Source organism: uncultured Roseobacter sp., from assembly GCF_947501835.1.
GTDB lineage: Bacteria > Pseudomonadota > Alphaproteobacteria > Rhodobacterales > Rhodobacteraceae > Roseobacter.
The window spans coordinates 440624-455878 of record NZ_CANMXR010000001.1; the positions used below are offsets into that span (position 1 = coordinate 440624).

The 15255-nt window shown below is 62.8% G+C and carries 15 protein-coding genes; 3 read left to right on the forward strand and 12 right to left on the reverse strand.

Annotated elements, in window-relative coordinates; translation table 11 throughout:
- Positions 1 to 195 precede the first annotated feature (195 nt).
- A complete protein-coding gene (locus Q1A20_RS02200; RefSeq protein ID WP_299915715.1) occupies positions 196 to 1566 on the forward strand; it encodes a GntP family permease in 1371 nt (456 codons plus the stop codon).
- Positions 1567 to 1718: 152 nt separating this feature from the next.
- Here Q1A20_RS02200 and Q1A20_RS02205 read toward each other — a convergent pair whose 3' ends face one another.
- The 9 genes from Q1A20_RS02205 to Q1A20_RS02245 all read right to left on the reverse strand — a co-directional run bounded on the left by Q1A20_RS02205 (position 1719) and on the right by Q1A20_RS02245 (position 9665).
- Positions 1719 to 2501 carry a crotonase/enoyl-CoA hydratase family protein gene (locus Q1A20_RS02205; RefSeq protein ID WP_299915717.1) on the reverse strand — a complete coding sequence of 261 codons (783 nt, stop codon included), beginning with the start codon at positions 2499 to 2501 and terminating at the stop codon, positions 1719 to 1721.
- On the reverse strand, positions 2494 to 3009 hold the full coding sequence (locus Q1A20_RS02210) for a DUF6653 family protein (RefSeq protein WP_299915719.1): 516 nt from the start codon (positions 3007 to 3009) through the stop codon (positions 2494 to 2496). The genes Q1A20_RS02205 and Q1A20_RS02210 overlap by 8 nt, the downstream gene beginning before the upstream one ends.
- 13 nt (positions 3010 to 3022) lie before the next feature.
- Positions 3023 to 3880, reverse strand: a complete 858-nt coding sequence (locus Q1A20_RS02215) for a hydroxymethylglutaryl-CoA lyase (protein ID WP_299915721.1) — start codon at positions 3878 to 3880, stop codon at positions 3023 to 3025.
- Between the two features lie 31 nt (positions 3881 to 3911).
- Positions 3912 to 4577, reverse strand: coding sequence for a glutathione S-transferase family protein (locus tag Q1A20_RS02220; protein WP_299915723.1), 666 nt, complete (start codon positions 4575 to 4577; stop codon positions 3912 to 3914).
- The gene (locus tag Q1A20_RS02225; RefSeq protein ID WP_299915725.1) at positions 4574 to 6514 is read right to left on the reverse strand and encodes an acetyl/propionyl/methylcrotonyl-CoA carboxylase subunit alpha; all 1941 of its coding nucleotides are present in this window, start codon (positions 6512 to 6514) and stop codon (positions 4574 to 4576) included. Before Q1A20_RS02225 ends, Q1A20_RS02220 begins: the two co-directional genes overlap by 4 nt.
- 3 nt (positions 6515 to 6517) lie before the next feature.
- Positions 6518 to 7207, reverse strand: coding sequence for a hypothetical protein (locus Q1A20_RS02230; protein WP_298969924.1), 690 nt, complete (start codon positions 7205 to 7207; stop codon positions 6518 to 6520).
- Positions 7204 to 7626: an ASCH domain-containing protein gene (locus Q1A20_RS02235; RefSeq protein WP_299404056.1), complete on the reverse strand. Its 423-nt coding sequence runs from the start codon at positions 7624 to 7626 to the stop codon at positions 7204 to 7206. Before Q1A20_RS02235 ends, Q1A20_RS02230 begins: the two co-directional genes overlap by 4 nt.
- Before the next feature lie 76 nt (positions 7627 to 7702).
- On the reverse strand, positions 7703 to 9307 hold the full coding sequence (locus Q1A20_RS02240) for a carboxyl transferase domain-containing protein (RefSeq protein WP_299404054.1): 1605 nt from the start codon (positions 9305 to 9307) through the stop codon (positions 7703 to 7705).
- Positions 9308 to 9347: 40 nt separating this feature from the next.
- Positions 9348 to 9665 carry a hypothetical protein gene (locus Q1A20_RS02245; RefSeq protein ID WP_299404051.1) on the reverse strand — a complete coding sequence of 106 codons (318 nt, stop codon included), beginning with the start codon at positions 9663 to 9665 and terminating at the stop codon, positions 9348 to 9350.
- A gap of 209 nt (positions 9666 to 9874) precedes the next feature.
- On the opposite strand from Q1A20_RS02245, the gene Q1A20_RS02250 reads away from it, so the two are divergent.
- The gene (locus tag Q1A20_RS02250; protein ID WP_299404048.1) at positions 9875 to 10477 is read left to right on the forward strand and encodes an OmpW family outer membrane protein; all 603 of its coding nucleotides are present in this window, start codon (positions 9875 to 9877) and stop codon (positions 10475 to 10477) included.
- A 64-nt stretch (positions 10478 to 10541) separates the two neighbouring features.
- On the opposite strand, the gene Q1A20_RS02255 is transcribed toward Q1A20_RS02250, so the two are convergent.
- The 3 genes from Q1A20_RS02255 to Q1A20_RS02265 all read right to left on the reverse strand — a co-directional run bounded on the left by Q1A20_RS02255 (position 10542) and on the right by Q1A20_RS02265 (position 13763).
- Positions 10542 to 11705, reverse strand: a complete 1164-nt coding sequence (locus tag Q1A20_RS02255; RefSeq protein ID WP_299404046.1) for an isovaleryl-CoA dehydrogenase — start codon at positions 11703 to 11705, stop codon at positions 10542 to 10544.
- A 136-nt stretch (positions 11706 to 11841) separates the two neighbouring features.
- Positions 11842 to 13050, reverse strand: a complete 1209-nt coding sequence (locus Q1A20_RS02260; protein WP_299404043.1) for a DegT/DnrJ/EryC1/StrS family aminotransferase — start codon at positions 13048 to 13050, stop codon at positions 11842 to 11844.
- A 47-nt stretch (positions 13051 to 13097) separates the two neighbouring features.
- Entirely contained in the window at positions 13098 to 13763 is a 666-nt protein-coding gene (locus Q1A20_RS02265; RefSeq protein WP_299404041.1) for an HAD-IA family hydrolase, read from the reverse strand.
- A gap of 139 nt (positions 13764 to 13902) precedes the next feature.
- Between Q1A20_RS02265 and glmU the strand changes: the two genes are divergently transcribed.
- Entirely contained in the window at positions 13903 to 15255 is a 1353-nt protein-coding gene (gene glmU, locus Q1A20_RS02270; protein WP_299404039.1) for a bifunctional UDP-N-acetylglucosamine diphosphorylase/glucosamine-1-phosphate N-acetyltransferase GlmU, read from the forward strand.

Sequence of the window (15255 nt, forward strand, 5' to 3'; positions counted from 1 at the left end):
GCGCGCGTTATCGACCTTCAGTCGCTCGGAACCGCGCGCTTGCGGCAAATGCTCGGCATTGCGGGCTGCGGCGCAAGCTCCCGAACGTCAGGAACCGGCCATTTCTTGACCGGAAGCAACTTGGCTGCCGCTTCATTCTGCACTGCGGCAAATTGCCGTGCTAATTCCCGATCTATTCGCGACTAGGTTGGCGCCATGCTGCCGCTCCTCACCCTCCTTTTGCCCTTGGGATTGCTGATCTGGTCGGTCTACCGCGGCTGGCCGGTGCTCCTGGCGGCACCGGTCATGGCGTTGCTGGCTGCCTTACTCGCCACCGATCCGCTGCTCGCGACGCTGACGCAGCGCTTCATGCCAGCAACCGGTAGTTTTGTGGTTGCTTTCCTTCCGTTGTTCCTGCTTGGCGCGGTCTTTGGCAAACTGATGGAGGCTTCCGGCGCAGCGATGGCTCTGGCCCGCGCGATCGTTGCGAAACTTGGGCCAGCTCAGGCTCTGCCCGCTGTGGTGCTCTCCTGCGCGGCTCTGACATATGGTGGCATCTCGCTCTTCGTCGTGGCCTTTGCGATTTACCCTCTGGCCGTCGCGTTGTTCCGCGCATCCGGGCTGCCACATCGGCTGATCCCGGCAGCCATCGCCTTGGGTGCCTTTACTTTCACAATGAGCGCACTGCCCGGATCGCCTGCCATTCAGAATGCGATCCCGATGCCGTATTTCGGAACAACAGCCTTCGCAGCGCCGGGCCTGGGCGTGACCGCAGGCCTCATCATGGGGATGGGTGGGCTGCTCTACCTATCTTATGCCGCCGGTAAAGTAACGCCAAACACCGCACAGTCCGTACTGGACGCGGGAGCATTCGACGATGCTGAACTGCCCTCTCTATGGCTGGCACTGCTGCCCATCTTGACGGTTTTCGCCATGAACTGGCTGCTCGCCGAACTGGCGTTCCCGCGCCTTGATCTGGGCTATCTGGCGGACCCGTCCTGGGGCGGGGTAGCACCGTCTCGGGTCATCGGGGTTTGGGCGTTGATCGGTGCTTTGATGCTTGCGATCCTACTGCTGCTGGCTCTGTCGTGGCGGCGACTGGCCAATCCGCGGCAGACGCTATCGGATGGGTCGCAAGACGCGCTACTGCCGCTCTTCAATACAGCCATGCTTGTAGGGTTTGGCGCGGTTGTAGCCGCCCTCCCCGCTTTTGCCGCCGTGAATGCATTGACCGACCAGATACCGGGCAGCCCGCTGATCGGCCTTGCGGCATCAGCCAGCCTGCTTGCCGGGATCACGGGCTCGGCCTCGGGCGGTATGTCGATTGCCCTTGATGCCCTGGGCGCACGCTATCTGGAAATCGCTCTTGCCGAGGGGATTGATCCTGAGGCGTTGCACCGGGTTGTGGCTCTGGCAACCGGGGGGCTCGACGCGCTACCGCATAACGGGGCGGTTGTGACCCTACTTGGGATCGCCGGACTGACCCACAAGGAGGCCTATGGCCCGATCTTTGTTGTTTCCGTCGCGATCCCGGTCGTGGCTTTGGCGGTAACGCTCGCGCTCGCGAGCTGGTTGGGCGCATTCTAAACCACCCAGGACGACCGAAGCCCCGAAATCACGCCGCCACGAGTTTAGAGATAAAGGCGTTGGTCATGTATTTCTTGTCATCGGATCTTAAGAACCCATTTGGCGCACCTGTCGTTTCTTCAACAACCAGTAGAGTTTTTTCAAGGAGCCCATCACCCGACCCAACCGGGCTTGCGTTTGTCAAAGAACGCGGCAATGCCCTCAGCGGCTTCCTCGGTTTCCCACTGTGCGGCGAGTGCCGAAATCGTGTGATCGACGACACTGGCATCAATCCGAGGGCCCAGATCACGGGCCAGCTGCTTCGCCGCCGCCACAGCCCCCGGCGCGCAGGCAAGATAGGGTAGCACTTCCGCCTCGATGGCTTCGGCCAGGCCGTCCGGTGGAACGCTTCGCGCCAGTATCCCCAGATCAACCGCTTCCGCCGCGCCAAAAATCCGCGCGGACATGAACACGCGGCGGGCACGGCTCGCGCCCATACGCGCCAGCACATAAGGGCCGATGGTGGCGGGGATGATGCCCAACCGCGTCTCGGTGAAGCCAAACTTCGCGCCCTCCACCGCGATGGCCACATCGCAAACACAGGCCATGCCGACCCCGCCCCCAAAGGCGTTGCCTTGAACCGCACCAATCAGCGGTTTCGGCAGGCTGTTGAGCGCGCCCAGCATGGTCGCCAACTTGCGCGCCTCTGCAGACCGGGTTTCCGCGTCCATCTCACGCTGCGCCTGCATCCAGGCCAGATCGCCGCCTGCGCAAAAGCTCTTACCCGCCCCGGTCAGCACCACCACCCGCACGGCGTCATCCGCACCCAGATCAGCGGCCGCCTGTGTAAGGTCGGCCAGCATCTGCGCCGACATGGCGTTGTGCTTTTCCGGCCGGTTCAGCGTCAGCGTTGCCACACCCCGCGCGTCGGTTTCGATGGTGATTGTGTCAAACATCCCTGCTCTCCAATCCAGGCACAGAACGCCCCTCCCGCACCCAATCTTCATAAATCCAGACCATGCGGTCGACGAACCAGATCTTGGGCAGCGCCGTCAGGATGGTGCCAAAGACGGCCCCTTCCCACCACAGCGCGTAGAGCCCCCAGACCATCACGACAAAACCCGGCAGGCTGAGCAGGCTCAGGACGATGGCGGCACGGCGGTGATGATCTGCGACCTCCGCCCGGTGGTTGAGAAAAATGCGCTCGCCCATCACGCCCTTGCTCATCCAGCTGTCCAGACGTGCGGGGGGCGGAAAGGCGCGCGGATTGACCCAGATCCAGAAGATCGCCAGCGCCACCGGGATCAGGGCCCATATGCCGATCCAGACCCGGCTCCAGATCGCCAGCACCAGAAACGGCAGGCAGGTCAGCATGCGTGTCCAGCCCGACCACGGGTTGGCATGGCGCAGCCAGACGCCATCGTCCATGGTCATCATCCGCTCTGTGCCCTTGAAGAAATCCACCGCGCGGCTCCTGTCAGCCGGAGCGCATGGCGCGCGCCATTTCCGCGGCTTCCTCGATCACATCAAGATCAAGACCGGTCTCATAGCCAAGGGTCGCCAGATGGCGCGCCACGCTTTCCGTGGCGACATTCCCGGCTGAACCGGGCGCGAAGGGGCAGCCGCCCAAGCCCCCGACCGCTGCGTCAAACACCCGGACACCAAGGCTGAGCGACGCGTCGATGTTCTCCATCGCGCGGCCGTGGGTGTCGTGATAGTGCCCCGCGAGCCGACCCACCGGCACAACATCGCGCACCGCCAGCAACATGCGTGCGATGCTATCGGGTGTGCCCGCCCCCGTGGTGTCCCCAAGGCTGACCTCATAGCACCCCATGCCAAAAAGCCGGTCGGCGACATCGGCCACCGCAGCGGGCGCCACCGCACCGTCGTAGGGACATTCCACGACGCAAGAGACATAGCCCCGCACCGGCAGATCGATGTGGCGCGCTTCCTCCAGGATGGGCTTAAAACGTTCGATGCTTTCGGCGATGCTGACGTTGATGTTTGCTTTGGAAAACCCTTCCGAGGCGGAGGCAAAAATCGCGATTTCATCTGCACCTGCTGATTTAGCATCCTCAAACCCGCGCATGTTCGGGGTCAGGGCAGCATAGCGTATGGTGTCAGCGCGCTTTATCGCGGCGAGCACCTCGCCGGATCCGGCCATCTGCGGCACCCATTTCGGCGACACAAAGCTCGCAACCTCTATGCGGCGGAACCCGGCACGGCTCAGCTTGTTGATGAGGGCGACCTTTTCCGCCACAGGAATATCGCGCGCCTCGTTTTGCAGCCCGTCGCGCGGACCGACCTCGAATATTTCGCATGGCCCCAGACTCACCCGACACCCTCCCCTTTGATCACCGTTCTGATCACTCTAACGGCCATGGCGCGTAAAAGTCTCGGTCATAAATGCCGTCACCTTTTGGCAGAGCGGCCTGAAAGCCGTCGCGCGCGGTGATCCGCGCATACCAATCGGCGGTGGCTGGGAAATCATCCAGCGTCGCAAAGTGCCGCGCCATATAGACCGCCTGCCCCACCGAGATGTCGGCCGCCGTGAACCCCGAGGTCAGCAGGTAGTCGCGGTTTTCAACCGGCGTTGTCAGTCGCGCCTCGATGGCGCCGTAGCATTTTAGAACCCGCGCGGCCTCCAGTTTCATGACAATCGGGCTGCGCATCCGGTCTTCGTAAAGGGCCACATGCTGCTGGGTCAGGGCGGCGGTGTGCTGGCTGAGGGTTTCAGAAAAATGCAGCCAGACCAGCCAGGACATCCGATCCGGGCTGCCCGGCATCCGGCCCAAACCCTGAGGGCTAAAGCGCTCGCAGAGGTATTCGGTGATGGCACCGGTTTCAAACATCCGCTCCCCGTCGATTTCCAGCGCGGGCACCCGGCCGGCGGGCGACAGGCTCAGGAATTCCGGGCTGCGCAGCGTGCGGTCAAAAGGGTAGCTGCGCAGCTGAAACGGCACGTCCAATTCATTGAGCACCCAAAGCGTGCGCATAGACCGCGTCTGCGGGCAGTGGTGCAAGGTGATCATGACGCCTCCTCGGGTTCAAGCTGGATGAGGGCGGCACCCGCTTCGACCTGATCACCGGCCTGCGCCAGCACCTCGGCCACCACACCGTCGCGTGCCGCCAGCAAGGCGTGCTCCATTTTCATCGCTTCGAGGACGGCCAGACGATCTCCCTTTGTCACCGATTGTCCAACCGTGGCGTCAATGGTTTTGACGAGCCCCGGCATCGGCGCTTCGATGAGGTTGCCATCGCCCGCCGCCCCACTGGCCCGGTCGAGTGAATCGACGTGGCGAAAGGCGAGACCATAGCCGTCAAACACCGTGATGACGGCCCCGGCGACGCTTACGTTTGGCGCAGGTTGCCCGGCGATCTGCCATCGTCCGTCCCGGCGATGCGCCGCGACGATCTCTCCCCCGACATCCCAGCGTTGGTGGTCCGCATCGATGACCTCGACGGAGAGATCCAGGATCTCTTCCTGCCAGACCAGTTGCACCGCGTGGCGCAAGGGGTGCCAGAGGCTGAACCCGGCGTTCTCCGCTGGGTCGGTGAGGTTCAGGGCGGCCATGCCCGCCGCCGCGATGTGGCGCGGCGCGGCTTTTGGCGGGCGTGTCAGCGCATCAATCTCGCGGCCGATCAGCCCGGTATCCACCTCACCACGCCCGAAACCGTCATGACCCGCCAAGGCGCCCAGAAAAGCGAGGTTCGTGACCGTTCCGCCGACTTCGGTGCCGGCCAGGCCCTGGCGCAAACGGGCCAAGGCGATATCGCGATTGGGGCCGTGCATGATCAGCTTGGCGATCATCGGGTCGTAAAACGGGCTGATGACGTCGCCGGCCCGCACGCCGCTGTCGGCGCGGACATCCTCTGGAAAGCGCAGATGGCTGAGCGTACCGGTTGCAGGCAGGAACCCGGCAGGCACGTCTTCGGCATAAAGCCGCGCTTCGAATGAATGGCCTTCGATCTTCAGATCCTCCTGCGCGGTCGGGAGACCTTCACCTGCGGCGACCCGCAGCTGCCACTCCACGAGATCGACGCCCGTGATCGCCTCGGTCACCGGGTGTTCGACCTGCAGGCGGGTGTTCATCTCCATGAAGAAAAACCCGTCCGTCTTAAGTCCACCCGCCCCATCAACGATGAATTCGACGGTGCCCGCGCCGCTGTAGCCGATCGCTTCTGCAGCGCGCACCGCAGCTGCGCCCATCGCGCTGCGCATCTCTTCGGTCATGCCGGGCGCGGGGGCCTCTTCGATCACCTTCTGATGGCGGCGCTGCAGCGAACAGTCCCGTTCAAACAGATGCACAGCCCGGCTGCCGTCGCCAAAGACCTGCACTTCGATGTGACGCGGCTGGGTCACGAATTTCTCCACCAGCACATCCGAATTGCCGAATGCCGTCTGCGCTTCGCTACGCGCCGAGGCCAGGGCTGCGGCGAATTGATCTGCCGTTTCGACCAGACGCATGCCCTTGCCGCCGCCGCCTGCCACCGCCTTGATCAGCACCGGGTAGCCGATCTTTTCGGCTTCTGCGGCCAGCAGCCCATCATCCTGATCCGATCCATGATAGCCGGGTACAACCGGCACGCCAGCCTCCACCATCAGAGCCTTTGCAGCATCCTTCAAACCCATCGCGCGGATGGCCGATGCAGAAGGCCCGATGAAAGTCAGACCGGCGGCTTCCACGGCCTCGACAAAATCGGGGTTTTCGCTCAGAAAACCATAGCCGGGATGGATGGCCTGAGCACCGGCCTTGCGTGCGGCCTGAATGATCACATCGCCGCGCAGATAGCTGTCCGCCGGGGCGGACCCGCCAATATGCACGGCCACATCGGCCATCGCGACATGCTTTGCGCCAGCATCCGCATCGGAATAGACCGCCACACATCGGACCCCAAGGGCGCGGGCGGTTTCCATGACCCGGCAAGCGATCTCGCCCCGGTTCGCAATCAGAATTGTATCAAACATGAGTTACCACCATGAGCCGGATGTCCCATCCATCAAGTGTTGTTGTACGTATTGCGGCAGCGGCCAGGCGTCATAGTCGACCCCCGTCATCCGACCGGGCGGCTGGCCCCGCCATGCATGGCGATAAAGGTCCATATGCAGTGTGATCTCGATCTGTCCGAGGGCGGCATCGACCTTATCCCTGGTCTCCTGAATGCCGTCTTCCAGCTTTTGCGCATCGGTTTTCTGCCGCATCCAGCCCGCTGGCAAAATCTGTGTCAGCACCTTGCTCCCGGCGGAGAGCGCAACCAGCAAGACGAGATTGGACAGCACCCCCGGCAAGGTGGGGGCGGCGATATCGCGGAAAAAACCCGGCAGACCGCCAAACCACCCGCGCTTGACATCCTTTTGCGCGGCCAGATCTGCGCGGGCCATTTCGAATTCCTGCGCAAAGCTTTGCCGGAACTGACGGGCAAAGGCGCGGCGATTGAAATCCGACCGCCCCGCCCAGAGCCGCAATTTGGGCCGCACAAACCAGCCCTGACGCGACTGTTCCACGAAGTCCTCAAAATCGAAGATGAAGAAATAGTCTTCGGCGTCCGGGGAATTGTGAATCACATAGACCGGCAGTTCCACTTCTCGGCCGAGCGTGGGCAGTTTCAACCCGCTGACGGTTTCCGCAATACGGTCGCCCAGGCCCTTGATGCCCTTCATCCATCTGCTCCGAAATCTTCAACCACCTCGAAGCGCTCCCAGATGAGCTTCATGTCCGGGTCGAAGATGCCCTGACGCGTGTAGTAGCGCTTGTGGCCTTCGCGCCAGCCCGCCAACGTCTCATTCTCGCCTTCTGCCAGCGCCATCTCCTCGGTCATCATCTCCCAGGTCGTCTCGCGCAGTTCCAGGGTTTCGATCACCAGTGCGGGCGTACCATCCGGCGCCAGCGCAATGTCGCGCCGCCCGACGCGGGGCGGCGCCTGTCGTCCGGCCTCGATATCGGCCATGGCCGAACAGGTCGCCCGTTTGGCACCTGACCGGACCAGCGCGTTGAGTTCGGCGATCAGTTCCGGCGTGTCGCCAAAGCTGAAGACTTCGGCTTCCGGGTAACGCTGTTTGGCTTCATCACGTGTCACCATCTTCCTGAACCTCCGCAGCTGGCGCAGCGATCCGATCGGGTTGCACATCCGACGGGAGGCAGAGCGCTCATCCTCTTCACATCCGGAAGACGCCGAACCGCGTCTCCTCAATCGGGGCATTCAAGGCCGCAGAGAGCGACAGGAACAACACGTCCCGGCTCTTGCGTGGATCGATCACCCCGTCATCCCAAAGGCGCGCGGAGGCATAGAGCGGATGGCTCTGCCGTTCGAACATGTCGATGGTGGGCTGCTTGAATTTGGCTTCCTCCTCCGCTGACCAACTCTCGCCCGCCTTCTCCAGCGCTTCCCGTTTGACGGTCGCCAGCACGCCCGCCGCCTGCGGCCCGCCCATGACCGAAATCCGTGAATTGGGCCAGGTCCACATGAAGCGCGGGGAATAGGCGCGCCCCGCCATGCCGTAATTGCCCGCGCCAAACGAGCCGCCCACGAGCATGGTGATCTTGGGCACCTCGGTAGAGGCCACGGCGGTCACCATCTTGGCTCCGTGCCGCGCGATGCCTTCGTTTTCGTATTTGCGCCCGACCATGAAGCCGGTGATATTCTGCAGGAAAACCAGCGGGATAGAGCGCTGCGAGCAAAGCTCGACAAAATGCGCGCCCTTCTGAGCGGATTCGGAAAAAAGCACACCATTGTTGGCGACGATCCCGATGGGACAGCCCTTGAGATGCGCGAAACCGGTCACCAGCGTCTCGCCAAACCGCGGTTTGAACTCGTCGAACCGCGATCCATCTACAAGGCGGGCAATCACCTCGCGGATGTCGTAGGGCGTGCGCAGATCGGCAGGCACCACGCCGAGGATTTCCTCCGGGTCATAGGCCGGGTCTTCGGGTGTTTCCCACTGCACGGTTGTTGGCTTGGCGCGGTTCAGCGACCCCACCGCCCGCCGCGCGAGGCTCAGCGCATGGGCGTCATCCTCTGCCAGATAATCCGCCACCCCGCTCAGCCGGGTATGGACATCGCCGCCGCCAAGGTCTTCGGCGCTGACCACTTCGCCGGTCGCGGCCTTGACCAACGGTGGACCGGCCAGAAAGATCGTGCCTTGATCGCGCACGATGATTGTCACGTCGGACATCGCCGGAACATAAGCGCCTCCCGCTGTACACGACCCCATGACAACCGCGATCTGCGGGATGCCCAGCGCCGACATCCGCGCCTGGTTGTAGAAGATGCGGCCAAAATGATCGCGGTCCGGGAACACCTCATCCTGATTGGGCAGGTTCGCCCCGCCACTGTCGACCAGATAGATGCAAGGCAGATGGTTTTCCTGTGCGATCTCCTGCGCCCGCAGGTGTTTTTTCACCGTCATCGGGTAATAGGTGCCGCCCTTCACCGTGGCATCGTTGCAAACGACCATGACCTCTTGGCCCTGCACCTGACCAATGCCGGCAATGACGCCTGCGCAGGGGGCCGCACCGTCGTAAAGCCCATGCGCGGCTGTCGCGCCCACCTCCAGAAACGGGCTGCCGGGGTCGAGCAGGTTCGCCACCCTGTCGCGGGGCAGCATCTTGCCCCGGCTCACGTGCCGCGCGCGGGATCTCTCGCCGCCGCCCAGCGCTGCCGATTGCGCGACCTCCGCGATCTCTGCCAAGGCGTCCAGATGCGCGGCCCGGTTCGACTGAAAACTCTCTGACGAGGGCAAAGCCTGTGACGTTAATCTCATAGTCTCTCCTATATCACGCGGGGCTGCGTCAGAGCATCATTCATGTTTGGGGTTCCGCGGGTCGTTCGGCGTTGCCGGGCACATCCAGCAGCCGCCCGAACCGGTCCACCGGGTAGTCGTAGCGCGTGCCGTCCCGGATGCATCTGACCACGATCCAAACGCCCGATTGCCCGCCCGGCACACCTGCGCAATCCGTCAGGCGCGCGTTTTGCCCGGTTTCATCCAGGTAGCGCTGTGCATAGGTGGTGATCACATCGGTCTCAGTGATCGTCGCGGCGATCCATCCCCATCTGAAGCCCCAGGCGGCCAATGCGGTGGCCAAAACGGCGAGGGGCAAGAACCACATCCAGCGCGGCATCAGATCACCGGGCGGTGTGCGACAGCACGCGTCGCCAACCGGTATCCGCTGCTTTTTTGGTCAGTTTCACGCCCCAGCTGCGTGGGAGCACACTGCGGCTGCGGCAATTTTGCACAGGCTGTTTCGTGACCCTCTTGATCTGCGTCAATGCGATTGCAACCGGCGGGGCGCATCACCTCTTCGAAACAACACAAGGAAAGAGAACGACCATGAAACTCACCCCCAAAGCCCTCCTTCTCTCCAGCGCGCTTGCATTGCTCGCCGCCCCCGCGCTTGCGCAGTCTCAGGGCGATTGGACAATTGGTCTGGGGCTTGCCAACGTGAACCCCAAATCGGGCAACGGCACCCTCGCGGGCAGTGAAGCGGATATTGACGACGACATCGCGCTCACCTTCACATTCGAGTATTTCATCCGGGAAAATCTTGGCATTGAGCTGCTGGCAGCCACCCCGTTCGAGCATGACATCTCGATTGGCGGCGCGGCGGCGGGCAGCACCAAACATCTGCCCCCGACCCTGTCGCTGAACTACCACTTTGCGAATGCCAGCGCGTGGACCCCTTATGTGGGCGCGGGCATCAACTACACCACCTTCTTCGAGGAAGAATCGGCTTTGGGCACCCTTGAACTCGACGATTCCTTCGGCGTTTCGCTTCAGGCTGGTGTGGACTACCAGATCAGCGATGCAGGCTCGCTGCGGCTGAACGTGCGGTGGTTTGACATCGACACCGATGCCACACTCAATGGTGCGTCGATTGGCACCGCCGAAATCGATCCCATCCTCGTTGGCGTGGCCTACGTCCACAAATTCTAGGTCTTTGGCCCGGCAGGAAGGGACCAAATCCTCGCTCAAGGCTGACCCGGTGCATCCCATCGGGTCACGCCATTGCCGTCATGAGTTCGCGGCCCACCAGCATACGCCGGATTTCGGAGGTGCCCGCCCCGATTTCCATCAGCTTGGCATCCCGGAAAATCCGCGCCACCGGGCTATCGTTCAGGAACCCCGCGCCACCCATGGCCTGCACCGCCTGATGGGCCTGTTTCATCGCTTCCTCTGAGGCATAGAGACAACAGGCCGCCGCATCCTGACGCGTCACGTCGCCGCGGTCACAGGCCTTGGCCACCTCATAGACATAGGCTCGCGCCGAATTCATCGCCGTATACATGTCGGCGATCTTGCCCTGCATCAGCTGGAAATTCCCGATGGGCTGGCCGAATTGCTTGCGCTCACTCAGATACGGCATAACCGCATCAAGGCAGGCCGCCATGATACCGGTGCCGATGCCGGCCAGCACCACGCGCTCATAGTCCAGCCCCGACATCAGCACCCGCACGCCCTTGCCTTCTTCGCCCAGCACGTTCTCAAACGGCACCTGTACGTCCTCGAAGATCAGCTCGGCGGTGTTCGATCCGCGCATGCCCAGCTTGTCAAAGTGCGGGGAGGTTGAGAACCCGACCATCTCCTTTTCGATCAGAAAGGCGGTGATGCCCTTGGATCCGGCGTCGGGGTCGGTCTTGGCATAGACCACAAGCGTATCCGCATCCGGACCATTGGTGATCCAGTACTTCGTGCCGTTCAGGCGGTAGTGATCGTTGCGCTTTTCCGCGCGCAGCTTCATCGACACAACATCCGATCCCGCCCCCGCTTCGGACATCGCCAGCGCGCCCACGTGTTCCCCTGAGATCAGACCGGGCAGGTATTTCTGTTTCTGCTCATCCGTACCGTTCAGCTTGATCTGATTGACGCAGAGGTTGGAATGCGCGCCATAGGACAGCGACACCGAGGCGCTGGCCCGCGCGATCTCTTCGATGGCAACGGTATGGGCCAGGTAGGACATGCCCGCGCCGCCGTATTCTTCGTCAACGGTGATGCCCAACAGACCCAGCGCGCCCATTTCGGTCCAAAGCTCGGACGGGAAGGTGTTTTTCGCGTCGATTTCGGCGGCCATGGGCTTCACGCGGTCCTGCGCCCATCGGTGCACCATATCGCGCAGCGCGTTCACATCTTCGCCCAGATCGAAAGCCATGGTTGCCATAAACATCGCGCCGCACTCCCCTCGGTGTTTATTGAACACTCGTTCATAAATGCCACAGCGCGCGCGCTCGGTCAAGCCAGCAAACGGCAGGCAGATCAACGCAACCGTCACACGGCACGCATTTTCGCGACGGGTGTGCGGCCTATTCGGCGGCTGTGGACTGTCCTTGGAATACCGCGCTCACCTCAGCGCGGATGATCCGCGCAATCAGCGCGCAGTCCTCCAGCGAGAAGGTCAGCGGCACCCGCATGTCCGCGATCCCGGCCAACACGCGGTCGGTCTTCGGCATCGCCGGTGTCTCCGCATAGCGCCAACTGTCGTAGCGGCTGGTAAAGCCTGCGGGCTCTGCGCCGCCAAACCATTTCAGCTCGACACCGCGCGCAGCACAGCGGGCCAATACCTGGCGCACATCCGCCGCGCCCCAGTCGAGCAACAGGAACTGAATGGACGAGCCCACGATTGTCTCGGGCGCGGGCCGTTCAATCACGGTCAGCCCCGGCGTGCCGCGCAGCCCGTCCTCCAGGCACCGGTAGCGCTCGTTCCACCGCGCGCATTGGGTCGCCAGATCAGCCACCTGCGGGCGCAGAATCGCAGCGCGCAGATTGTCCATCCGGCCCGAGATATTTGGCGTTTCATAGCGAATGGCGTCAAACGCCTCCGTCGGCGGTGCCGCCAGATGACGCTCGTAAAGCATATAGGACCCCGACAGCATCACCGAACGGGCCGCAATTTCCGCATCATCTGTGACCAGAAATCCACCCTCGCCGGAATTCACATGTTTGTAGGTCTGACAGGAATAGCAGCCCACGGTGCCCTGCCGCCCCGAGGGCACACCGTTCCAGGCGGCCCCCATCGTATGGGCGCAATCTTCGATCACTGTGACGCCCGCTGCTTCGCAGATCGCTATCAACCGGTCCATGTCACAGATGTGGCCGCGCATGTGGCTGAGCAACAGCACGCGGGCCGCGCCGGCCTTTTCCTCAAGATCATCGAGATCGATGGTCAGCGCTTCGGTCACGCCGACAAACACCGGCCGCGCCCCAACGGCGGCAATCGCACCGGGCACCGGCGCCAGCGTGAAGGCGTTGGACAAGACAGGATCGCCCGGCTTCACCCCAACCGCGCGCAGGGCCGTGGCCATGGCATAGCCGCCGGACGCCACCGCAAGGCAGTATTTCGCCCCGACGGTTGCCGCAAACTCCTGTTCCAGCAGCGCCGTCTCGCTGATCTCGTCAGCCGCCGTGTTGTACCGGTGCAAACGACCGTGACGCAAAACCGCCATTGCAGCCTCGATACCGGCCTCCGGGATCGGTTCCTGCTGGGTGAAACTGCCTTTGAAAACTTCTGTCATAGCGCGCCTCTTCTTGGCTGAAACTCTGCCGATGCCAATGCCATTGGTCAAGCCAGCAAGCGATCCACGATCTCCGGCAAGTCGGCGTAATCCTGCAACAGCGCCTCAGGTGACAGCGCCGCCATATCCCCGCCTGCAGGGCCGAAAGTGACAAGAACGCAGGGCACGTTGGCTGCTTTGGCCGTGTTGCGGTCGGTATCGGAATCCCCGATCAACACGCATTTCATCGGATCCCCGCCCGCTCGCCGCGCCGCCTCATAGAGCGGTTCCGGGTCCGGTTTGCGCACCGGCAGCGTGTCCGCCCCGATCAGCGCGCCAAAGGCATCACGCACGCCAAGACGGCGCAACAGCGTGTCTGCCAGACCTTCTGGCTTGTTGGTGCAGATCCCCACACCATAGCCCATGACCTTCAGCTGCTCCACCGCTGCCATCGCGCGCGGGTAGACCTGCGTGTGGACGTCGATGGCGGCCCCGTAGGCCTCCAGCAGCACCGGGTAATAGGTATCGATGGTGGCCACTTCTTCGGCGCGGCCCAGCCGGGCCATTCCCAGACGCAGCATCGCCCGCCCGCCGCGCAGGGCGGTGCCTGCGTCCGCGATGGCGTCCAGCACGTCACCCTCGCCCATGTCTCGAAAACAGTGGTTTGCCGCGGCAATCAGATCGCCACTGGTATCGGCAAGCGTGCCATCTAGATCGAAAATTACCGTTTTCATGCCTGCTCCCCGGGCTGTAGTTTGGACGTAACCCCGCCACGGGATGTTGCAAGCCGCAACCTTCTTTGATGGCCGCGTGACTTGCGCCACCCCGCCAGACGGATAAACAGGGCCGGAGCAGAACACAAAGAGAAACGACATGAAAACCGCATTGGTCATCCTCGCCGCAGGCAAAGGCACCCGGATGAATTCGGACCTGCCAAAGGTTCTGCACCCGCTCGCCGGTGCCCCCTTGTTCGTGCATGCCATGCAGGCCGGTGCCAGTCTGGCACCGGAGCACACTGTCGTGGTCGCTGGACACGGCGCGGATATGGTGCGCAAGGCGGCGCTGGCCTATGACGAGACCGCGCAGGTGGTGGCCCAGACCGAGCAGCTTGGCACGGCCCATGCTGCGGCACAGGCACGCGAAGCCCTTGCAGGATTTGATGGCACGGCGATCGTGCTCTTTGGCGATACGCCCTTTGTGCGGGCTGAAACGCTGGACGCGATGATGGAGGCGCAGGCGTCTCATGACGTTGTCATTCTGGGGTTTGAGGCCGCAGATCCCGGTCGCTATGGCCGGTTGGTGATGGCGGGCAATACGCTTGAACGGATTGTCGAATTCAAGGACGCGGATGCGGCGGAGCGCGCGATCACCCTCTGCAACAGCGGTGTCGTGGCCTGCAAGGCGCCGCTGCTGTTCGACCTGATCGAGGCTGTCGACAACAACAACGCCTCCGAAGAATACTATCTGACCGATATCGTCGGGCTGGCCCGCGCCCGCGGGCTGAGCGCCACGGTCGTCACCTGTGACGAGGCCGAAACGCTGGGCATCAATACGCGGGCCGAGCTGGCCGGGGCCGAGGCCGCGTTTCAGGCCCGTGCCCGCGCTGATGCTTTCGAGAATGGCGTGACCCTGCCCGCACCGGAGACCGTGCATTTCGCCTTTGATACGGTCATCGGCCGCGACACGGTCGTTGAACCCAATGTGGTTTTCGGCCCCGGTGTCACCGTGGAAAGCGGGGTGACGGTGCGCGCATTTTCCCATCTGGAAGGCTGTCACATTGCCCGTGGCGCGATCGTCGGACCCTATGCGCGGCTGCGTCCGGGGGCCGAACTCAGCGAAGACGCCCGTGTCGGTAATTTTGTCGAGATCAAGAACGCCCGGATCGGCACCGGCACCAAGGTCAACCACCTCAGCTATATCGGAGATGCCACTTTGGGGCGCGGCACCAATATCGGCGCGGGCACCATCACCTGCAACTATGACGGCGTGATGAAACACCATACCGACATCGGCGAGAACGTCTTTATTGGATCAAACACCATGCTGGTCGCACCCGTGCACGTGGGCGATGGTGCGATGACCGGCAGTGGGTCGGTGATCACCTCGGACGTCGATGCCGACGCGCTGGCCATCGCCCGCGCCCCGCAGGTCGAAAAACCGGGGATGGCGGCGAAATTGTTCCAAATTCTAAAGGCCAAAAAGGCCAAACTCCAAAGAGGCAGCTAA